Source organism: Chryseobacterium sp. UF-290 (assembly GCF_058245615.1).
In genome coordinates this window covers 89,790-112,280 of sequence record NZ_JBSICB010000014.1, presented here as the reverse complement: position 1 = coordinate 112,280, position 22,491 = coordinate 89,790, and the positions used below count along the sequence as shown (strand labels likewise).

Genomic DNA, 22,491 nt, shown 5'->3' with positions numbered 1-22,491 from the left:
TTTGCAGTGGTAAAAAGAGAGGAACCTTTTGTAAATTTAATAAGATATAATTTGCACATGTCTTAGAATACACAAATAAAAGAGAAATTCGTGACGATTATAATCCCCTCGCAGATCTTACAGATTGAGCAGATTTTTCTGCAAACATCCGCGGTATCTGTGAAATCCGCGGGAGATCATTCTTTTGATAGGTTGGAAAACGCAAAAAATTCAGTAACAGAGTATTTTTAAACATACAAGAAAAGAAAATATATCCAGATAAACTTTATCATTTATTCGCCACGAATGCACAAATAAAAGAGAAATTCGTGACGATTATAATTCTCTCGCAGATCTTGAAGATTGAGCAGATTTTTCTGCAAACATCCGCGGTATCTGTGAAATCCGCGGGAAATAATATAAACAAAAAACAGTTTACAAAGAAAACCTGCGTCTTTGCATTTCCCAACAAAATCACACAATTCACAAAGCAGAAACTTCCAGCAGTTTCTGTTTCATTTTTTCAGCAGTAAACTGCCCTTCATGATAATAAACCAGGTTTTGATTCTTATCCAGGATAATCCATAATGGATAAACAGGCTGACTTTTATTTTTTGAAAGAGCCAGTGCCAGCTCATGAATTCCCGAGCTTCCATTGGATAGATAACTGAACTCCTGATTCTGAAAGCGAATCTTTTCCTTCATCTTCTCAGCCTCAAAATTGATAAAATAAAAATGTTCATTCATAATATCAACCAGGTCTTTATCTTTATTAAGGTTAAAAGACTCGATCTTACAGACTGCACACCAGTCTGTGTAGAGATGGATTACTACAGGTTTAGGATTATCTTTCTGCTGAGTTTCCAATTCTGAAAAAGTGCCTGTCTTCATCTGAGACAGATAAAAACAGGGCACTAACATTAAAAATAAAGCAAAAGTTTTCATTTTAAAGTATATTTTACTCCCAGGAATCCTCTGATACGCTGCATAGGAGCATAGCCATAAGCGGTATCGAAAGTATAGTGGTTGGGATTGCTTATAGGATCATCTGCATATTTATCAAACGGATCAAACGGCCTCATCAGAGGGTCTTTAGGCGTAAAGTTGAATAAGTTTTTTACCCCGCAGTACACTTCAAATCCGGATTTGAAACTCTTGGAAACCTGAATATTCGCCAGAGAATAAAAAGGTGAATATTCCGGACGGTAGTCATTCGGTAAAACAGGAAGCCTCATCGGACCATAAAACTGACCGGTAAAATCTATCGTCAGATTACTTGGGAATTTATAGGTCAGATTATAGGTTCCACTCCATTTCGGCGCATGCAGCTGCTGGGTTTTCTGATTTTCATCATCATATTTCTGGAATACGTCAAGATAGGTCACTCCCAGATTGACGCTTAGAGGAAACTGAAAGGTAAAATCCACATTCAATGAAGCTCCTCTTGAAATTCCATATCCGTGAAGGTTGTCATAAATAATCTTATCAGGATCCGAATCAAAATCCCCCACAATCTTATTACTGAAATAGGTATAAAATGCGGAAGCATCAAGGTTCAGCATTCGGTTTCCTACAGGAATTTTCCAGATATAGTTCAGGTTCCCGTTGACCGATCTTTCAGGTTCCAGATCAGATTTTACCACCACTTCACGGGAACCTGTTAAAGCAGCATGATCCTCTGTGAATAAGTTAACTACCCTGAAACCCGTTCCGAAATTGAACCTCAGGGTATGATAAGGGTTGGGGGAAAACTTCCAGGCCAGTCTGGGCGAATGTACAGAATGATGCACTTTATCATAATCATACCGATAGCCCAGCAATAACGTATTTTTCTCGTTAATATCCCACTGGTCCTGGATGAATGCTCCCCAGATCGGAGATTTCATCGGCGCATTGGTCACTCCGTCCGATGCTAAGGTTCCCGGAGTATTGTCATCGTAAAAAGTCCTTTTAAAAGTAAGTCCTGCTGTGATATCATGCTTTCCGAAGCTTCTGTCCCAATACGTTTGTACGAAAGCCACTTTCTGAAGGGCATTGAACGGATTGGTTCCGTAAAAAGAATTCTGATCGTGGTAATTATAAGAAAACTGGGTTACGATATGCTCTTTCATCGGCCATTCATACAATCCGAAGACTTCCGCCCTGTTGGTATAAATACTTTCTCCGTATACCTCATCACTTCCCCTGAATGATTTATTCCATTGCATTTCTCCCCCAAAACGGTCTTCATACAGATATCTCATGGCAAAACTTGCCTGTCTGTTTTCCTTTCTTTTAAAATTCCATTTGTTGAAAACAGAAATCCTGCTCTGTAAAGTAGTATCCGTGAAATTATCTTTGTTCTGGTCTATTCTTTCCTTAAAACTGAAATAATTTAAACTTAATAATGAAGCGGCATTCTTCCCGACATTAAATTTTGTGGAGAGGTCAAGATTGTTCTCGCTCCATGTGCTGGTCATAAGATCTACGCTCAGTTTAGGAGCCGTTAATGCATTTTTGGTGATGATGTTAATTACTCCTCCCATCGCTTCAGAACCATAGATAGAAGAAGCCGGGCCCTTCACCACTTCAATTCTTTCTACCAGACTATTTGGAATTCCGCTCAACCCATATACCGTGGAAAGTGAGCTTACAATAGGCATCCCATCGATCAGGATCATTGTATAAGGGCCTTCAAGACCATTAATATGGATATCGCCTGTATTACAAACCGAACAGTTCAGCTGCGGTTTTATCCCATTCACCATGGCTATCGCTTCAAAAATACTTGGAGTTGGATTTTTCTGGAAAAATTTCTGACTGTAGATCTCTACTGCCACAGGACTTTTTGATCTGCTGATCGGTTTTATGGTTCCGGTCACCACTACATCCTCAATATTGCTCGTCCTGATCTCTTTTTTGGAAACCCGTGCAGAGTCTGTGTTTTTATTTTGATATAAGCTTAAGCTGTCTGTTTCCTGGGCAAAACAGTATGATGATAAAAAAGTAATAGAAAATAATATTCGCTTCATGAAATTAAAATTGTTAGACAAATCTAACAATTATTTTTTAAATACAAAACATCAAGATCAATATTGATAAAGCCGATTCGTAAAAAATGACTAAATTTGAGAAACTACATAAGAAAGTAAAATGAGATATCATCTAGCGGGAAATATCCCACAAAAAAGACACACTATCTTTAAGTCTCAGGAAGATAAATTTTACTATGAGCAGCTTTTCGGAACAGAGGGCTTTCATGGTATTTCTTCCCTGTTATACCATATTCACCGCCCTACACAGATCAAATCGATCGGTGAGCCCAAGGATGTAACCCCTAAAATTGCAGTAGAAAAAAATGTTGCCCCAAGAATGTTCAAAGGAATGAACGTTACTCCTGAAGATGATTTTATGGACAGCAGAAAGATCCTGTTGATGAACAATGACCTGAAAATGGGATTGGCAAAGCCAAGAAAATCGATGGATTATTTCTATAAAAATGCTGAATGTGATGAGCTTTTGTATGTTCATCAGGGAAACGGGATCTTAAAAACATTTATAGGAGATCTTGAATTTGTGACCGGCGATTATCTTATTATTCCGAGAGGTACGATCTATCAGGTGGAACTGAAGTCTGACGATACGGTATTTTTTGTATTGGAAAGCCACTCTCCTATCTATACTCCGAAAAGATACAGAAATGAGTTCGGACAGCTTTTGGAACATTCCCCGTTCTGCGAAAGAGACATTATAGCCCCTGCTTTCAAAGAGCCTAAAGATGAAAAAGGAGAATTCCTGATCAAAGTAAAAAAAGAAAACCAGATCACAGATTTCATCTATGCTACACATCCGTTCGATGTTGTAGGCTGGGACGGCTATTTCTATCCTTATAAATTCAATATTAAAAACTTTGAACCGATTACCGGAAGAATTCATCAGCCACCACCGGTGCACCAGAATTTTGAAGGGCACAATTTCGTAGTCTGCTCATTCTGTGCAAGAATGTATGATTATCATCCGTTAGCGATTCCTGCTCCATATAATCACTCCAATATTGATTCTGATGAGGTTTTATTCTATACGGAAGGCGACTTTATGAGCCGTAACCATATCGACCTGATGGACTTCACCCTTCACCCGGGAGGAATCGTACATGGACCCCACCCAGGGGCAATGGAAAGAAGTATCGGTAAAAAATTCACTGAAGAATACGCTGTAATGGTAGACCCTTTCCGTCCTTTAAAAATTACGGAAGAAGCTTTAAAAGTGGAAGATCCTTCATATAAAACTTCATGGCTGGAATAAAACCGTGAAATCTTCTGAATGACAGTAAAAACTATTGCTGAATACATACAAAAGACGCTTTAAATCCTTTATTTAAAGCGTCTTTTTTCGTAAATTTGTGAGGTATGGTTAACCTATTTAACCATCATTATTTTTCATAACACACCCTAAGTAATGGTGGTTTAAACCAAAATCAATATTACATGTTAGAAAGAATCAGATTAGAAAGTCTACACCAGAAAGTAACAACGGCTGAAAATGCTGTAAAAATTATTAAAGACGGCAGCCCACAGAAGTCGAAATCTCCAACTAAAAATTTCACCAATACAGAATAAAGGACCGAATGCAGTGTATTTGGCCCATTATTCTTATTAAATTCAACTATTTGTATTTAATATGATAAAAGTCTTCTCATATCCGTAAAATATTTGGAAAAAGTAAAAATATAAAGATTATCTTTGAGAAAAGATAGATATTTTATGAAGTAAAAAATAATATCAACACTTACCATGAATATTATTAAAAAAATAAAGTATGCATAATTATATAAGCGCTGAAGAAGCAATATATACAATAAAAAGCGGCAACCGTGTATTTTTCCACGGCAGTGCATGTACCCCGAACTACCTGATCGATGAATTGGCAAGACAGTCACACCGGCTGGAAAATGTAGAAATGGTTTCGATTACCCAGCAGGGAAATGTGGAAATAGCCAAACCCGAATACAAAGATAAATTTTTCATCAATTCCTTATTTGTATCTACACCGGTGCGTGATGCCGTAAATTCGGACAGGGGTGACTTTATCCCTGTATTTTTAAGTGAAATCCCAATTTTATTCAAAAAGAACATTCTTCCATTGGATGTGGCTCTGGTAACGGTTTCCCCTCCTGACAGACATGGTTTCTGTACACTGGGAACTTCCGTGGACATCGCGAGATCAGCTGTGGATACCGCGAAGATCATTGTTGCAGTCGTCAATCCCAGAATGCCGAGAACCCACGGAGACGGTATGATCCATATCAGCAGGATCCATAAACTGGTCTGGCATGAAGAAGAGCTTCCAACGGTAGATTATGGGTCAAAAGTAGGTCCGGAAGAAATGCTTGTAGGTGAAAATGTAGCAGAACTTATTGAAGACAGATCAACGCTTCAGATGGGTATAGGAACAATTCCTGACGCTGTTTTAAAATGTCTGCACAACCACAAGGATCTGGGAATCCACACGGAAATGCTGAGCGACGGAGCGATCGATCTTATCCAGAATGACGTAATCAATAATAAATATAAAGGCTACAACGATAATAAGACCATTACAAGCTTCTGTTTCGGGACCCGCAAGCTGTACGATTATGTGGATGACAATACTGTTTTTGCCTTCAGAGATGTAAGTGAGGTAAACTTCCCTATCAATATCATGAGAAACAAGAAAATGGTAGCGATCAACTCTGCCATCGAAATCGATCTTACAGGGCAGGTATGTGCCGACTCAATCGGAACCATGCAGTACAGCGGTATCGGAGGACAAATGGACTTTATGCGTGGGGCGGCATTGGGAGAAGACGGAAAGCCCATTATCGCGATCACTTCCAGAACGAAAAAAGGGGTATCCAGAATTGTTCCTTATCTTAAACAGGGGGCTGGTGTAGTGACAACAAGAGGGCATATCCATTACGTGGTGACAGAGTATGGTACTGCTTATCTGTATGGGAAAAATCTACGTCAGAGAGCGCAGGAGCTTATCAGCATTGCACACCCCGATGACAGGGAAATGTTGGAAAGAGCTGCTTTTGAAAGATTTAAACACTGATAATCAGCAGATAAAATTTCTGTATTCTATTTTTATTTAGGATTAAAAAACATATTTTTAATCCAGCCAAACAAACAGTAAAAAAGCGTTAAAATTTTGGCAGTATTTTTGATAAAACTCTTTCTAAAACAAGGAAATTGAAGACTATATATAATTCGATACGAGAAGAAGTTGTAAAGCATTCGAAAGTAAGGAATTCTGTTTTGGGGAATGTGAATGAATGGAAGAGAAGCCATTATATTATTCTTTCCGAAATCATTAAAGATGAACTATCTGAGGCTGAGGAACTAAAAGGAGGGAAAAAGTTCGAAATTGGAAATACCATTTCGCATGTCACCCTTCAGCGTTTTTTTGAAAACGATTATCAGGACAAAACCCATAATGATCTGAGGTTCCTGAAGACCTTAGACAAAATATGTATCTTTCTGGGATATAAAGACCTTAATGATTATATTCTTTCTCTAAAGCATACAAAGAGTGATCAGGAAGCAGATGACAATTCATTTGCGACCAGGATGGTTTACGATTATTGCGCGGCAGCTTTTGAATTTTACAAATTGTTTCCGAGCCACAATACCACACTTTTAAAAGATCTGGTATTTGACGATTCTCCGTTCCTGGAAAGAGCATCACAATTCAGTAAAGAACTGTGTGACAAAGACTTTCATCTGGTAACCAAAAACAACCGTTCCAACTACGAAGTTTTTGATATCAATATCGTTACGGACGAGCCGGACAAAAAAATACTGGAATCCCAGGAATTCTGGAATCTGCTGTTTAAAGTCGGGGAAACAGGGGAAGAGCATTTTGTCAATCAGCTGAGTACACAGATCTACTTTATCAAAAAAGTGGGCGATACCTGGAAGATCTGGGACAATTATAACCCGGATGCCGGAAGATTAAACCGAAAAATAGAAACCGTATAGAAATAAGGAAGCCGCAGAGATGATCTGCGGCTTTCATGTTCGAAATATTTTTTTTTCACTTGTCTTTTGTATCACAAATGTAAGCGGTTGATTTTAAACATATGGAACTTAAATATACTTAAGTAAACTTTTCTTTAACTTTATGTTAAATATATTTGAGGATTCGGCGGTAATATTTTCGCCATATCCAAGTTTTTTGTAATTTGCATACCAATAAAATAAAAGTAAAAGAGAAAATATGTCAACACTTACATTTGCCGAGAAAATAGCTCAAGCAGAAAATTTCTTGCCGATCAACGGTACAGATTATATTGAGTTTTATGTAGGAAATGCAAAACAGGCTGCCCATTATTATAAAACCGCTTTCGGTTTTCAGTCTGTAGCTTATGCGGGTCCTGAAACAGGAGTAAGAGACCGTGCATCTTATGTGCTTCAACAGGGAAAGATCAGATTGGTATTAACTACCGGACTTAAATCTGACTCTCCTATCAGTGAGCATGTAAAAAAACACGGTGACGGAGTAAAAATTCTGGCACTTTGGGTAGATGACGCTTATAAAGCTTTCGAAGAAACTACCAAAAGAGGTGGAAAACCATATTTGGAGCCCGTAACTTTAACTGATGAGCATGGTGAAGTAAGAATGTCCGGAATCTATACCTACGGAGAAACTGTTCACATGTTTGTGGAAAGAAAAAATTATAACGGAGCTTTCATGCCTGGCTATGAAAAATGGGAAAGTGACTACAAGCCTGAAGAAGCCGGTCTATTGTATGTAGACCACTGTGTAGGAAACGTGGGCTGGGACAGAATGATCCCTACCGTAGAATGGTATGAAAAAGTAATGGGATTTGTAAACATCCTTTCTTTTGACGACAAACAGATCAATACAGAATATTCCGCTTTGATGTCTAAGGTAATGTCCAACGGAAACGGATATGCAAAATTCCCTATCAATGAGCCTGCAGAAGGTAAAAAGAAATCTCAGGTGGAAGAATACCTTGATTTCTACGAAGGAGAAGGCGTACAGCACATCGCTGTTGCTACTAAAGATATTATCCATACCGTAAGCGAGCTTAAAAAACGTGGGGTAGAATTTCTTTCTGCTCCGCCGGAAGCATATTATGACATGGTTCCTGAAAGAGTTGGCCATATCGATGAAGATCTAAAAAAACTTCAGGAGTTAGGTATACTTATTGATCATGATGAAGAAGGGTACTTGCTTCAGATCTTTACCAAGCCTGTAGAAGACCGCCCTACCCTATTCTTCGAAATCATTGAAAGACATGGTGCGCAGAGTTTCGGTGCCGGAAATTTCAAAGCTTTATTTGAAGCATTGGAAAGAGAGCAGGAAAGAAGAGGTAATCTTTAATTTTACGTTAAAAATATTAAGTTTTGTCAGGATACAGTGTTCTGGCAAAACTTTTTTATAAAACACAGTATATGAGAAAATTTTTAATCGGGATGTTTCTTCTCGGAACCTTAGGGCTTAAAGCCCAATATGGAACTTTGAATGAGATCCTTAAACGACTTGAAGAAAGAAAAGGTATCAATCAGAATCTTGAGCAGGTAAACATTGACAACAAAAAGTTTGTTTACATCAAGGACGAAGAAGACCATACGGAAAGAGATTTTATTATTATCAAAGGAAAGAACGCTACTTATGTAGAGGTTTTTGATGATAAGGCCACCGGAGAAAGCAGCTCAAATGTTTTTACGGGTGACATTATCAGAAAAAAAAATATTATTTCCTTAAGGGCAGATATGCTTGAGAATAAAAAGATCCCTATGCCTGTCACAAAAACCCTACTATTGACCAAACAAGATAATATTCTGTATCTTATCGACGTCAATACCAAAGACAGATGGATTGATGAACAATCTTACTCTAAAAAGGCAAAATAAACATTCGGGGAAACAGTTTCTCAGGATGATATTTTAATCCAAATTAAATCTAAACTTATGAAATCATTTGTAGACTATTCCTCAAACTCGGATTTTTCTATACATAATATTCCTTTCGGAGTAGCAGTTTTTAATAAAGAATATATCGGATGCTGTACAAGGATCGGAGATCAGGTTATCGATCTTGCAACACTGTATGATCTCAGTTATTTTGAAGACATTGAAGGATTGGACGACAATGTTTTTGAAGCCTATACCATCAACGAATTTATCGAACTCGGTAAACCCGTTACCAATGCTGTCCGTACAAGAATCCAGGCTTTATTGCAGGAGGGATCAACATTATCAAAAGATCAGAAAACAATTGAAGAAGCTTTCTATGATCTTGACAAAGTAAAAATGATGATGCCTGTTCACATCCCGAATTATACAGACTTTTACAGCAGCATCGAACATGCTACCAACGTAGGTAAAATGTTCCGTGATCCCGCCAACGCATTACTACCCAACTGGAAGCACCTGCCGGTAGGTTACCACGGAAGAGCATCCTCTATCGTAGTTTCAGGAACGGAAATCAACCGTCCGAAGGGTCAGATGAAGCCTGCCGATGCAGACAAGCCTGTTTTCGGACCATGTAAACAGCTTGATTTTGAATTGGAAATGGCTTTCATCATCAACAGGAATACAGAGATGGGAGAAAGTATTTCTACGAAAGATGCAGAAGACGCCATCTTCGGAATGGTGGTTTTCAATGACTGGTCCGCAAGAGATATCCAATCCTGGGAATATGTTCCGCTAGGACCATTCCTTGCGAAAAACTTTGGTTCATCCATTTCTCCCTGGGTCGTTACCCTTGAAGCATTGGAACCATTCAGAACAGCCTCTCCGGTACAGGATCCCGAAGTTTTAGACTATCTGAAATTTGAAGGAGACAAGAATTACGATATCAACCTTGAAGTGTATATTCAGCCTGAAAACGGAGAACAGAACCTGATCTGCGAAAGCAACTACAAACATATGTACTGGAATATGACCCAGCAATTGGCTCACCACACCGTAAACGGATGCAACGTGGAAGTAGGTGATATGTATGCCAGCGGTACCATTTCAGGAAGCGACCCAAAATCTTTCGGCTCCATGCTTGAACTGACATGGAGAGGACAAAATCCTTTATCACTAAGCAACGGTGAAGAAAGAAAATTCATTGACGATAACGATACGGTTACCATGAAAGCCTGGGCTGAGAAAGATGGTGTAAGAGTAGGTTTTGGTGAAGTTTCCGGTAAAATTATTCCAGCACTTTAATAATTATTTTAAACACTTAAGTCTTTTATTAAACCTTATAGGTTTTAAAAACCTATAAGGTTTAGTGAAATTCACTTAAGCTTATCAAAACAAAAATGTTAAGATATACTTATTTAAATGTCAAAAATTAAAACAGTTTCATTTAAAAAACTTTTGTGGTTTATGATTATGTAATTTTTTTGTGGTTCAATAAAAATATGAAAACAGTAATCCCTTCCGAGATAACCTCCGTACAGCTGCAGACAATCATGCAGACAGCCGTTTCACCACGCCCTATCGCTTTGGCTTCTACAGTGGATAAAGACGGTAATATCAACTTATCTCCATTCAGCTTTTTTAATATGTTCAGCACAGTTCCTCCGGTATTGATCTTTTCACCATCCAGGAGAGTACGTGACAATACGACTAAACATACATTGGAAAATGTATTGGAAGTACCGGAAGTTGTGATCGGGACCGTAAACTTCCCAATCGTACAGCAGATCTCTTTAGCTTCTACAGAATACGAAACGGGAGTGAATGAATTTATCAAATCCGGTCTCACGATGAAAGATGCTGATCTTGTACAGCCCAAACTGATCGAAGAATGTCCTGTGAACTTTGAATGTAAGGTTTTGGAGGTAAAATCTTTGGGAGATCAGGGCGGTGCCGGAAATCTGGTGATCTGTGAGGTTCAGAAGATTCATATCAGAGAAGAATACCTGAATGAAGCAGGAAATCCGGATCAGAAAAAACTTGATATGGTAGCCCGTTTAGGAAGCAACTGGTATTCCAGAAGCAATGAAAACAGTCTTTTTGAGGTGCCTAAACCTTTGGTAACAAAAGGAATCGGCTTTGATCTTTTGCCGGATGCTATCAAATACAGCAAAGTGTTTACAGGAAATGACCTCGGAATGCTTGCCAATACGGAAGTGCTCCCTGCCGGAGATTTCCACGCTGATGAGAACATTCATCTTGACGCCCAGAAATTACTTTTGGAAAGTAGGGTTGAAGAAGCCTGGACATTGCTCTCCATTAGATAGTAATAGATAAAAGAAGCCTGAGATTTCAGGCTTCTTTTATTTTATATTGGTTGGAAAATTTTCCAGGAATAAGACGAAAGCTATCTCTGGTTTCAATAGCTTCTCTCTTCAGTATCCTATTTATTTCGCGTTCAACGTTTCCGGAACTGTAATCTTTCCTTTTTCAGTAAAGTCTGTTACTTTACCGTTTTTATCAATAGACACATTCAGGTTATCATTCTTAGAATCGTAGTAGATGGTGGTAGCATATCCCGGGCAGTCATGCTGCTTACATCCATTCAGCTTATAAATTTCATTTTCTGATACTACAGGGCTTTCCACATTAAAGAATTTTACCATCTCATCATATTGGCTTCCTACTAATTTTTTCAACCTGTCTGTTATGCCTTTATCTTCAAAGAGCTTGATCTCATGCGGATATTTTCCGACATTTTTAGTAATGACATTGTCTGTAACTGTCGAAGGAGATGATGTTGCAACTGAATCTGGTGTTGGTGTCACTGTAGAATCGTTAGACATTACTGTTGCCAATGTGTCTGTACTTACAGAAGATTGGGAATTTGTTTCTTTTTTACAGGAAACAATTGTTGTACATACTGATAGCGCTAATGCGCCTGCAATAAGTTTTTTCATAATTATATGGGTTGGTAATTAATATATTATAACGCAGTTTAAGAGATTTTATTTCAATTTTTCTTTTATAAAATCAATACATTTTTCTATGACAGTATTCAGATTTTCCGGTAATTCACTTTCCGTCCAGGGCTCTTTTGCTCCGAAAGTATGATTAGCGTTTTCAATAAGGAAAAGTTCAGAGTTCGGATTAAGAATATGAAGATGCTCCGCATGGCTGGCATCTACTGCCTCATCCTGAGTACCATGAATGATCAGCATATGAGTTTTAGCCATTTCAGTAGCCCTCTCTACATCAAAACGGTGTATATTTTGTTCATAATCTTCATAGAACTGGTAATAATGAGGCATTTCCTGCTTTGTACGGCCATTTAAGGCATAATATACCCCTTCTTTTTTCCAGCTCTCAAAGGCATCATCTGTAGGAAAACGTTCTAAAGTATCAACACTTGCCAATGTAATCAAACCATTGATCCTCTCATCTTCAAAAGTTTTAATGATCGAAATTCCTCCTCCCCTGCTGTGTCCTATGAGAATGATCTTTTCACTGTCTACATTAGGATGTTTTACGAAATGATCAATGATAACCCCAAGATCAGAAAGTTCTTTGGAATAATTATTATTTCCAAATGCTTCCAGGTCTGCAAAGTGATGGGGGTCTTCAATCGTTGTTCCGTTATGGGAGAAATTAAACTTTACAAAGAAAAAGCCTGCCTTTGCCAACTTTTCTGCCATCAGATCCCAGGCTCCCCAATCCTTATAGCCTTTATACCCGTGAACGAAAATTACTAACGGAAGTTTTTTATCTGTTTCAGGATAACAGGCATCGGCGAGAAAATCTCTTGTTTCAGGATTGGGGATGATGATATTTTGTTTTTTTGTGACTTCCATACTTTGAGTTTATATTTTTTGTTTTTCACTGACCATACAGATTCTGCTGAGGTTTATCGCGTCTGTTTACTGAATCCGTGAAGAGCTTTTTATTGTTTATAATTGGTCAGAATCCATTTTTCACTTAAAAATATTAAAAATAGAATTAAACACAAAGTAAAACCTTATTTTTGCTTTATGCAGAATTTAAGAACTGTAACCGTAATGCGTTACATTCTGCCATTGAGAGAAGGGGGTTCTCTTCCTGCACTGGCAGAAGCTGATGATGACTTTAAATATGTTTTAAAATTCCGTGGTGCGGGCCACGGGGTAAAAATGCTGATTTCCGAACTTTTAGGCGGAAAAATTACAGAAGCTTTAGGATTGAAAATTCCGGAGCTAGTTTTCGTAAATCTCGATGCTGATTTCGGAAGGACGGAAGCTGATGAGGAAATACAGGACCTGCTGAAGTTTTCAGAAGGGCTGAATCTAGGGCTGCATTACCTATCCGGTTCCATCACGTATGATCCGGGAGTAAGTATCGATCCGCTTTTAGCTTCAAAGATCGTTTGGCTGGACGCGTTCATTACCAATATCGACCGTACTTTTAAGAATACCAATATGCTGATGTGGCATAAAGAGCTTTGGATCATTGATAACGGCGCTTCGTTCTACTTCCACCATTCATGGCAGAACTTTGATGCCGCTGCAAAAACTCCGTTCAAATATGTGAAAGATCATGTATTACTTCCAAAAGCTAGTATGCTGGATGAAGCGGATAAGTTTGCCCACAAAGTACTGAATGATACTCTTTTCAGGGAAATTGTCAATTTAATCCCCGAAGACTGGCTCCACTGGAATGATGCTGATGAGACCCCGGATGAAATCCGTGAGATCTATTTTCAGTTTTTGAAAACCCGGTTCGAAAATTCACAAATCTTTGTAAACGAAGCTAAAAATGCAAGAGGATAAAATATATGAATATGCGGTAATACGCTTGGTACCCAAGGTTGAAAGAGAGGAATTTTTCAATATCGGACTTATTATGTTTTCCAAAAAAGAAAAATTCATCCGGGTAGAATTCTATCTGTGTCCTGATAAATTCAAACTGATGCACAGTAAACTGGATTATGCGGATATCATTCAAAACCTGGAAAGTTTCCAGAAGATCGCCAACGGGGATAAAGATGGCGGCCCGATTGCCCTGCTCGACATTCCCGAACGTTTCCGCTGGCTAACGGCTGTAAGGAGTTCCGCTGTACAGACTTCAAGACCTCATCCCGGAAAATCCAGGGATCTGAATACTACTTTTGGTAAACTTTTTGAGGAATTAGTAAAATAATACGATTCAAAAAAATTACTCATCTTTAATAAGTAACATATCAATAACCAGGTTTTTAAAAACCTGGTTATTGTTTTAGTAATAAGCTTATCCAATGTAAAGTTTTTCTCAAAATCATATTGAACCTAAATCCCCCAAAAAGCACTCTGTTTTCTAAAGTAGCTGTTGTACTCTCTGAATAAGTTTACAGACCGGATGTTGAATTTCATTGCTTCACAGAAAAACATCAATCTATATATTTTCCAAAAAACCAAATAAATTAAAATTATAATAATCAATGATTTACAATTTTAAAATTTGTATTAGAATACAATATTGCTAGATTAGTATACATATCAACAATTTTTACATATAAAATAATTAACTTGGCGATTATTTATTTTTTTTACAATAAAAAAGCCAATAATTTGAATTATTAATCAGTAAAAAACAAAAGGTATGGATTTCCTGGACAATATAAATGCTCTTACATTAATATTCGCATCAGTACTTATTTTTGCGATCGCTTACCGTGTTTACGGTATTTTCATGGCCAATAAAGTATTGCGGCTTAATGACAATAATATGACTCCTGCCATAGAATTTGCAGATGGTAAAGATTATGTTGCGACCAATAAGAATGTACTCTTTGGACACCATTTTGCAGCGATTGCCGCAGCAGGTCCTTTGGTAGGTCCCGTTCTGGCCGCTCAGTTCGGTTATCTTCCCGGAGCTTTATGGATCTTAATCGGATGTGTACTTGGAGGAGGAGTGCATGATATGGTGGTTCTATTTGCTTCTGTAAGACACAAAGGACAAAGCCTGGCAACCATTGCTTCGAAGGAAATAGGTAAGGCAACAGGAACCGTCGCAGGGTTTGCCATCTTATTCATCCTCATTCTCACACTGGCAGGTTTATCCCTTGCCTGCATCAACGCGATGCATGAAGCTTCCTGGTCTCTTTTTACGGTCGTGATTACCATGCCTATCGCTGTGATCATGGGTCTGATCATGCGCTACAAAAAGAACAGTGTCCTCTTCGCCAGTATTTTAGGAGGTATACTTTTGATCGCGGGTATTATTGGCGGACATGGTCTTATGCAGAATCCTACCATGAACAATTTATTTTCATGGGATATTAAAACGATATCCATTGCTATTCCGTTATATGGCTTTCTGGCCTCGGTACTTCCGGTATGGCTTCTTTTGGTTCCCAGAGACTATCTTTCTACGTATTTAAAGATCGGAACCATCATTATGCTTGCTGTAGGTGTGATCGTAATTCATCCAACAGTACAAATGCCGGCCCTTACTGCTTTTATCAACGGTGGAGGACCTGTAATAGGAGGGCCTGTACTTCCTTTTATCTTCATTGTCATTGCATGCGGAGCGATTTCGGGATTTCATGCTGTGATTGCTACGGGAACTACTCCTAAAATGCTCAATAGAGAAAGAGAGATTCTTTTTGTAGGATATGGTGCCATGCTGGTTGAAGGCTTTGTCGCCCTGATGGCTTTGATTGCTGCCTGTACTTTAATGCCGGGAGACTATTTTGCCATTAATACTCCAAAAGAATCATACGACGCTTTCCTGGCCGCTCATCCTTCTCTTCATGGAGTAGACATTGATTATTATTCCCAAAAAATAGGCATTGACCTGCATGGAAGAACCGGTGGTGCCGTTTCGCTGGCTGTGGGAATGGCTCATATTTTTAATAAGATTCCGTATATGGATCAGCTGACAGCCTATTGGTACAATTTTGCGATCATGTTTGAAGCTGTATTTATCCTTACAGCCATTGATGCCGGAACAAGGGTCGGACGTTTCTTTTTACAGGAGATGCTGGGCTCTGTTGTTCCTAAGTTCAATGATAAAAACTGGATTCCTGGAATCATTATCAGCAGCCTGCTTTTCACTTTTGCCTGGGGCTATCTGGTATATACCGGAAATGTGAGCAGCATCTGGCCTTTGTTCGGGATCAGCAACCAGTTGCTGGCAGCCTGTGGACTGATTGTTTGCACCACGATGCTGATAAGGATGAACAGGGGGAAATATGCATTATGTTCCGCTATCCCGGGAGTCTTTATGGCCGGAATTACTTTCTGGGCAGGATATCTCCAGGTCACTACCATCTACATTCCCAAAGAACAATATTTACTGGCTGCTCTTGCGGTCACAGCTATGGTATTGATGCTTATTGTCTTTATCGGGGCTTTCAGAAAATGGTATGAGCTTTTGAAGATCAAAACAACAGAAACAGATTTCTATGGGGAACAGGTAAAGGAACTGGTAGAAAGATAGCAGGTTCCGATTCAAATTCCACTGCCGGTTTTTTGCCTGCTCTGATAATTTTTATACATTTGTTTTGCTTTAGGGGTATTCTGAAAAGAATTGAGAGAGTCCCTTTGAACCTGATACGGCTTACACCGACGTAGGGAAAAGCAAAATTACATGATCTGCTTTTTTGCTAATGTACCTTTTGTTTCAGATTTTTTCCTAAAGCTATTTTATATTAATGATAACAATGGAAAAAATTCTCTGGCAACAAGCCCAGCTTGTACGACAAAAGTCTCCCCTGGTTCACAATATTACCAATTATGTAGTGATGAACAATACAGCCAATGCTCTTTTGGCTGCAGGTGCTTCTCCCATTATGGCTCACGCAAAATCAGAGATCAGGGAAATGATCAATATAGCTCATTCAGTGGTTATTAATATAGGAACCCTTGATGAATACTGGTCAGAGTCTATGCTCATTGCTGCTGAAACGGCAGACGCTATTCACAAGCCCTGGGTTTTGGATCCTGTAGGAGCAGGCGCAACCTCTTTCCGTGATCAGATCTTACATCAGCTTTTACAATACCACCCCACCGTCATCAGAGGCAATGCTTCTGAAATTATCGCTCTTGCCAAGATCAATAAAACAGTGACAAAGGGAGTAGACAGTACAGCAGGGAGCGATGAAGCGATCGATGCTGCTCAAATCCTGGTCAGCCAATATAATACCATCGTCTGCATTTCCGGTGAAACCGATATTATCCTGAACCCACACCAAACATTCTTGATCAAAAACGGTCATCCTCTCATGACCAAAGTTACAGGCCTTGGATGTTCAGCAACAGCATTAACGGGAGCATTCATAGGATGTTCAGAAGATAAAATCATAGGAGTTGCCGCAGCAATGGCATTGCTTGGTATAGCAGGAGAGCTGGCCGTTCAGGAAAGTAAAGGTCCCGGAAGCCTTCAGGTCAACCTGATCGACAGGCTGTACAATATCACGGAAGAAGAATTTGTTGCCCATTTGAAAATAGAACAAAAATGAGTGCATATTCTTTCCCTTACAGGCTGTACCTGGTGATCTCTGAAGCTGACTGCATTGGAAAAAATTTTCTGAAAGTTGCTGAACAGGCTATTATTGGCGGTGTGGATATCATCCAGCTGCGTGAAAAAAATGACAGCAGTGAAGTGTTTCTTCAAAAAGCCCGACAACTTATCGAAATTACGGACAAATACGGAATTCCCCTCATCATTAACGATAATATTGAGGTTGCTGAAAAAGTAAATTCAGCAGGAATTCATGTTGGGAACAACGATACAGCCCCTGCTTATCTGAGACAACAACCTCTTATCCTGGACAAGATCATTGGCTATTCTGTAGAGCATCTTGCCCAACTTGAAAATGAACAGACCGCTGTCTCGGATTATCTTGGAATAAGTCCTGTATTTAAAACAAATACCAAAACAGATACGATCACAGAATGGGGCCTTGAAGGCATCACGAAGATCAGGCAGCTTACAGAAAAACCTCTGGTAGCCATTGGCAACATTCATCTTACCAATGCCAAAGATGTCATCAACGCAGGCGCAGACTGTCTTGCTGTTGTTTCGGCAATATGCGGTGCAGATGATCCTCAGAAAGCAGCATATCAATTAAAAAATGAAATTTTAAAATGAAAAAGTATAAATACCCGTCAGTATTAACTATTGCCGGTTTTGACGGAAGCGGCGGAGCAGGTATTCAAGCTGATATCAAAGCAACTTCTGCTTTAGGCTGTTTTTCAACATCGGTATTGACCGCCTTACCTGTACAGAATACTCAAGGCGTAAGGAAAATATATCCAATTCCTGTAGAAGCAGTAGCTGATCAGATCAAAGCGATCCTGGATGATATTGTTCCGGATGCTATTAAAATAGGAATGGTACATACTCCTCAACTGGTGGAAGCCATTGTTTCTACATTATCACAATACGAAAGAATACCCATTGTATTTGATCCTGTAATGGTAGCTACCAGCGGACACCGGCTGATTGAAGAAGAGACCATCACAGCCCTCACAGAAATGCTCTTCCCCATTGCCGATGTTATCACCCCCAATATGGATGAAGCGGCAATTTTAGCGGATATGAAAGTAGAAACACTGGAAGACCTTTACACCGCAGGAAAAAAAATCAAAAAATTGGGTTGTAAGACAATCCTTCTTAAAGGAGGGCACCAGGAAACCTCAACGATTACTTCCCTGTTCTATGATGAGCACGAAACTTATCATTCTTTCGAAACGTTAAAATTTAACACCAATAACACCCACGGCTCCGGCTGTACGCTTTCTTCCGCAATAGCAGCTTATATTGCCCAGGGAAAAACTTTGTACGACGCTGTCTCTTTGGGACAGGAATATACTTACAAAGCCATAGAAAACGGAACAGATGTACAAACAGGTCTGGGAAACGGCCCGCTGAATCACTTTTTTAATCCTCAAAAACTTATCAAAAATGAAATGGTCTGAACAAACCTGGAATACTATAGGAGAATGTTATCAATCTATCCTGGATATGCCTTTTATAAAAGAATTATCAGATGGCAGCCTGCCACAGGAGAAATTCCGCTTTTATATGGCTCAGGATTCTTTATATCTGGAACATTTCGGAAGAACACTCTCCCTGATTGCTGCAAAGATCACCGATCTTCAGGATGTACTGGCTTTTATGCGCTTTGCCGAGAATGCCATTGTTGTGGAAAATGCGCTGCATGAATCTTATTTCAAAGATTTTGGGGTGAATGATAAAGGTGTTTTACAGCCTGCCTGCCATCATTACATTCACTTTCTGAGAAGTACGGCAGCGCTGGAATCAGTGGAAATTGCAACAGCAGCGGTACTCCCTTGCTTCTGGATCTACAGGGAAGTAGGAGATTATATTTACCGTACTCAAAACACGGTCAACAATCCTTATGAAAAATGGATCGCCACTTATGCCGGGGAAGAGTTTTCAGCAGCAGTAGATCAGGCCATTGCCATCTGCGATAAAATTGCAGAAAACAGCACTGAGGAAACCCGGAATAGAATGACAGAAGCGTTCATCATGGCATCCCGGATGGAGTATCATTTCTGGGAGGCAGCCTATGAATTAAAAACATGGAAATAGTTTTATTAAAAAAACCTTAACTGCTATTCAATCTTCAAAAGGTTTTTTCTTCTGACTTCCAACCTTTACAACAGGTTTATTCTATAAAACATCAACAAAAAACGGATCCAAATAATGGATCCGTCTTCAAAAAAGCATATAGATTGATTAAAAATTGAAATTCAGTCTGGTGAAAACATATCTTCCGTTCTGTCCAAACTGTGAAGTGGAACGGGAATAGATAAACTGGTCATTATTGGTAGATGCAGGAAGATTTTTAGTAGGATAAATATCAAATATATTGTTTACCCCTAAAGTCAGTCCGATATTTTTCGTAAACTGGTAGGCTAAGGATAGATCAGTAATCACTTTATCCGCTATCTGCTGATGCTCATTAAACTCGATGATACCGTCTCCGTTGGCATCAATGACATCGGCTCCTGTTACTTTTCCAAAATAGGTGTTTCTAAGATAGAAGCTTGCATTTTTCCATGTCAGTGTATTAGAAAGGCTCGCCTTTACTCTAGGTACCGCTTCTTCAAGGTAAACTCTTGATTTTTCAGAGAAGTAGATCTTTTCAAGCGCGGGAGACTGAAGCAATCCTGATGAATGGATTTCTCCTACCTGCCTGGTCCGGTTCAGATTGATGGCAAAGTTATTATCCAATTTGAAATCCGAAAACCTGGCATTATGGGCAATCACCACATCCAGTCCTTTTGTTTCCGTATCGATCGCATTGGTAAAGAACTGCGCTCCGTTGATTCTAAAATTGTCAAACTCGTTTTGCGCATCCGCAGGCACATCCTTTCTTAAGAACTGGTCTGTAAGGATAATGCGGTTATCAATTCTTGTGAAATATCCGTCAGCAGTGAACGTAAGGCCCACTGACGGAATTTTATAGGTAAATCCTACACTTGCGGATTTTGAGGTTTCCTGCTTCAGCTTAGGTATATTCAACTGCTCTGCCAACTGAGAGTCGTTGCTGAATGTTCCTACTTCCAGAAGCTGATTATTGGTAAATAAAGTAGAGGTCACATTATAATAGATCTGGTGGATGGACGGAGCCCTGAATCCGGTTGAACCGGCAAATCTTACATTAAAATCAGGGGTCACCTTAATCCTTGAAGCCAGTTTATAATTGAAAGTAGATCCGAAATCTGAATAATTTTCATATCTCGCTGCCGCATCTACCAATAACCAATTGGTAAAGTTCAGCTCAACGTCCGCGTAAGCTGCTACAGACTGTCTGTTTTTATCTACAGCATTTTCAGGTTTAAATCCGTTGAATACCTGTGAGCCTCCGGGAAGGACCTGCCCAAAGAAATCAGTAGGTCTTATCTGGGCGTTATCTTTCAATACATTTCCGGAAACATCATAGGTGGCATAAGAAGCTTCTTCTCCTGGTGTGATTTTAAAATTCTCATAACGGTGCTCTCCTCCAAATGCTATATTGATACCTTCCCAAACGTCATATTTTTTGGAAAAATCCAGGTTGATCGTATTTTGGGAAAACCTCAAGCCTCCTGCATTAAATTCACGTGGGGAAGCAAAGCGCATTGAGGTATTTCCTGTATTACTGATATTATAGGTGAATGAGTTCTGCCCATAAGTATTACTGAAATCAATATTCCAGCCCTCCCATTTTCCTTTGATTCCCGCCGCCAGTGAAATATCCTGAATATCGGTCCCGATTTGAGGCAGGTAACCATTAGGATACAATCCCGTAAATGTTCTGTTTTCTCTCGGTCTTCTGTAAAATCCTCCTGAAGTACCATGTCTCAGGCTGTATCCCCCGAAAGTATAAACTTTCCAGGTATCACTGACCGGTACCTCAGCATTCAGAAAAAGCTGGTGGTTATTAAGCTTGGATTGCCCTACCTGCATGTTGAAATCTTTTCTTGTCTGCCCTCTGTAGGCAAGCTCCTGGTCGGTAATATAATTAAGCTCGTCAGTCGTAAACTGAGTGGGATTTAAAACATTCTGCAATGCGGCAATTGTATTTGCACCTTGTATTTTATTTTGCAGATCCTGATTAAAATAGCTTACATTCTGTGCATATTGATGAATATAATTGACGATCTGCTGGGAATTAGGAGTATTTCCTATATCAGTAAAAAGAGAAGAAAGGTTCACACCATCATTTAAAGCCCTTTGCTCAATGGCGTTATAAGCATTATAGATCGCCCCCCGCTCAGTTCCCGCTCTGTAAGTAGGATTTCTGAACTGTGAGGTCCAGGTGATATTAAAGAAGCCTCCTTTGGTTCCGATCTTGTTTCCGTAATTCAGGTCAAGCTGAATATTCTGACCGTCAAAATCTCCAGTGTGGTCATTAGCTGTTGGAGTCAAATTTCCTCCATAGCTGACCTGACCGGCCAGCTTCCCTGTATCTTTTCTAAGTTCAAGATTGATAACCCCGGCAATGGCGTCTGATCCATATTGCGCCGCAGCACCGTCTCTCAACACTTCTATTCTGTTTAAAGCAAAAGAAGGAATGGCGTTCAGGTCAGTTCCTACCGTACCTCTTCCCGGCGTTCCGTTTACATTCACCAAAGCTGAAGTATGTCTTCTTTTTCCATTGACCAAAACCAACACCTGATCCGGTCCCAATCCCCTCAGCTGAGCAGGATCCAAATGGTCTGTTCCGTCTGAATTTGTCTGAATGGTCGATGTGAATGAAGGGGCAACAGCGTTCAGAATTTGCCCGATATTCGTCTGCGGCAGGATCACTGATGATTCTTTTACATTAAAAACATCTACAGGAACCGGACTGTCTATTTTCGATCTCGCCCCGGATCTTGATCCCAAAATAACTACTTCTTCTACATTATTCGTTTTTACGCTGTCTTTTTTTATTTGAATACTGTCCTTTTCCTGTCCGTAGGTAAAAACACCCAGGAAAAACAAAACAGAGGCTGAAACAATAGTCTTTTTATTTCTCATATAGTTTACTTGAATGGATTGTACATTTATGTTTTTTTACAAGATGCAAATGTAAAATATATTTATTAGTCTACAAAATCAATAGACTTTGTTTTTCTAAAAAATCCTTATAGTTTGTTTC

Annotated in this window: 20 protein-coding genes and 1 riboswitch; of the genes, 15 read left to right on the top strand and 5 right to left on the bottom strand. The window is 39.3% G+C overall.

Translation table 11 applies throughout. The features are described 5' to 3' along the window. Window positions 1-462 precede the first annotated feature (462 nt). Window positions 463-870, bottom strand: a complete 408-nt coding sequence (locus AC4IF5_RS15920; protein WP_490736190.1) for a thioredoxin fold domain-containing protein — start codon at window positions 868-870, stop codon at window positions 463-465. 50 nt (window positions 871-920) lie between these two features. Next, window positions 921-2,990: a TonB-dependent receptor plug domain-containing protein gene (locus AC4IF5_RS15915; protein ID WP_490736188.1), complete on the bottom strand. Its 2,070-nt coding sequence runs from the start codon at window positions 2,988-2,990 to the stop codon at window positions 921-923. Window positions 2,991-3,111: 121 nt separating this feature from the next. Here AC4IF5_RS15915 and AC4IF5_RS15910 point away from each other — a divergent pair, with 121 nt between their 5' ends. From AC4IF5_RS15910 to AC4IF5_RS15875, 8 genes are all read left to right on the top strand, one after another. Next, window positions 3,112-4,263 (top strand): homogentisate 1,2-dioxygenase, encoded by a 1,152-nt coding sequence (locus tag AC4IF5_RS15910; RefSeq protein WP_490736186.1) that lies wholly within the window; start codon window positions 3,112-3,114, stop codon window positions 4,261-4,263. A gap of 182 nt (window positions 4,264-4,445) precedes the next feature. Beyond that, window positions 4,446-4,577: a hypothetical protein gene (locus AC4IF5_RS15905; protein WP_490736184.1), complete on the top strand. Its 132-nt coding sequence runs from the start codon at window positions 4,446-4,448 to the stop codon at window positions 4,575-4,577. A gap of 199 nt (window positions 4,578-4,776) precedes the next feature. Next, window positions 4,777-6,051: an acetyl-CoA hydrolase/transferase family protein gene (locus AC4IF5_RS15900; RefSeq protein WP_490736182.1), complete on the top strand. Its 1,275-nt coding sequence runs from the start codon at window positions 4,777-4,779 to the stop codon at window positions 6,049-6,051. A gap of 137 nt (window positions 6,052-6,188) precedes the next feature. After that, window positions 6,189-6,977: a hypothetical protein gene (locus AC4IF5_RS15895; RefSeq protein ID WP_490736180.1), complete on the top strand. Its 789-nt coding sequence runs from the start codon at window positions 6,189-6,191 to the stop codon at window positions 6,975-6,977. A 238-nt stretch (window positions 6,978-7,215) separates the two neighbouring features. Beyond that, window positions 7,216-8,346 carry a 4-hydroxyphenylpyruvate dioxygenase gene (gene hppD, locus AC4IF5_RS15890; protein WP_490736178.1) on the top strand — a complete coding sequence of 377 codons (1,131 nt, stop codon included), beginning with the start codon at window positions 7,216-7,218 and terminating at the stop codon, window positions 8,344-8,346. A 71-nt stretch (window positions 8,347-8,417) separates the two neighbouring features. After that, a complete protein-coding gene (locus AC4IF5_RS15885) occupies window positions 8,418-8,879 on the top strand; it encodes a hypothetical protein (RefSeq protein WP_490736176.1) in 462 nt (153 codons plus the stop codon). Between the two features lie 57 nt (window positions 8,880-8,936). After that, window positions 8,937-10,184 (top strand): fumarylacetoacetase, encoded by a 1,248-nt coding sequence (gene fahA, locus AC4IF5_RS15880; protein ID WP_490736174.1) that lies wholly within the window; start codon window positions 8,937-8,939, stop codon window positions 10,182-10,184. Between the two features lie 197 nt (window positions 10,185-10,381). After that, entirely contained in the window at window positions 10,382-11,206 is an 825-nt protein-coding gene (locus AC4IF5_RS15875; RefSeq protein ID WP_490736172.1) for a flavin reductase family protein, read from the top strand. Window positions 11,207-11,326: 120 nt separating this feature from the next. Here the strand turns inward: AC4IF5_RS15875 and AC4IF5_RS15870 are convergent, their stop codons facing one another. Beyond that, window positions 11,327-11,839, bottom strand: a complete 513-nt coding sequence (locus AC4IF5_RS15870; RefSeq protein ID WP_490736170.1) for an Ivy family c-type lysozyme inhibitor — start codon at window positions 11,837-11,839, stop codon at window positions 11,327-11,329. A gap of 48 nt (window positions 11,840-11,887) precedes the next feature. After that, window positions 11,888-12,730 carry an alpha/beta hydrolase family protein gene (locus AC4IF5_RS15865; protein WP_490736168.1) on the bottom strand — a complete coding sequence of 281 codons (843 nt, stop codon included), beginning with the start codon at window positions 12,728-12,730 and terminating at the stop codon, window positions 11,888-11,890. A 177-nt stretch (window positions 12,731-12,907) separates the two neighbouring features. Between AC4IF5_RS15865 and AC4IF5_RS15860 the strand changes: the two genes are divergently transcribed. The 7 genes from AC4IF5_RS15860 (at window position 12,908) to tenA (ending at window position 19,451) form a co-directional block, all read left to right on the top strand. After that, window positions 12,908-13,681 (top strand): HipA family kinase, encoded by a 774-nt coding sequence (locus tag AC4IF5_RS15860; RefSeq protein WP_490736166.1) that lies wholly within the window; start codon window positions 12,908-12,910, stop codon window positions 13,679-13,681. Continuing rightward, the gene (locus AC4IF5_RS15855; RefSeq protein WP_490736164.1) at window positions 13,668-14,051 is read left to right on the top strand and encodes a DUF3037 domain-containing protein; all 384 of its coding nucleotides are present in this window, start codon (window positions 13,668-13,670) and stop codon (window positions 14,049-14,051) included. The genes AC4IF5_RS15860 and AC4IF5_RS15855 overlap by 14 nt, the downstream gene beginning before the upstream one ends. Window positions 14,052-14,489: 438 nt before the next feature. Further along, window positions 14,490-16,331 carry a carbon starvation CstA family protein gene (locus AC4IF5_RS15850; protein WP_490736162.1) on the top strand — a complete coding sequence of 614 codons (1,842 nt, stop codon included), beginning with the start codon at window positions 14,490-14,492 and terminating at the stop codon, window positions 16,329-16,331. 61 nt (window positions 16,332-16,392) lie between these two features. Beyond that, window positions 16,393-16,485, top strand: a riboswitch (TPP riboswitch). 69 nt (window positions 16,486-16,554) lie between these two features. Beyond that, entirely contained in the window at window positions 16,555-17,352 is a 798-nt protein-coding gene (gene thiM / locus AC4IF5_RS15845) for a hydroxyethylthiazole kinase (protein ID WP_490736160.1), read from the top strand. Further along, complete coding sequence (thiE, locus tag AC4IF5_RS15840; protein ID WP_490736158.1) at window positions 17,349-17,984, top strand: thiamine phosphate synthase; 636 nt, start codon at window positions 17,349-17,351, stop codon at window positions 17,982-17,984. The genes thiM and thiE overlap by 4 nt, the downstream gene beginning before the upstream one ends. Beyond that, on the top strand, window positions 17,981-18,814 hold the full coding sequence (thiD, locus tag AC4IF5_RS15835; RefSeq protein ID WP_490736156.1) for a bifunctional hydroxymethylpyrimidine kinase/phosphomethylpyrimidine kinase: 834 nt from the start codon (window positions 17,981-17,983) through the stop codon (window positions 18,812-18,814). Before thiE ends, thiD begins: the two co-directional genes overlap by 4 nt. Beyond that, a complete protein-coding gene (tenA, locus tag AC4IF5_RS15830; RefSeq protein ID WP_490736154.1) occupies window positions 18,801-19,451 on the top strand; it encodes a thiaminase II in 651 nt (216 codons plus the stop codon). Before thiD ends, tenA begins: the two co-directional genes overlap by 14 nt. 147 nt (window positions 19,452-19,598) lie before the next feature. Here tenA and AC4IF5_RS15825 read toward each other — a convergent pair whose 3' ends face one another. Then, window positions 19,599-22,370: a TonB-dependent receptor plug domain-containing protein gene (locus AC4IF5_RS15825; RefSeq protein WP_490736152.1), complete on the bottom strand. Its 2,772-nt coding sequence runs from the start codon at window positions 22,368-22,370 to the stop codon at window positions 19,599-19,601. Between the last annotated feature and the right edge of the window lie 121 nt (window positions 22,371-22,491).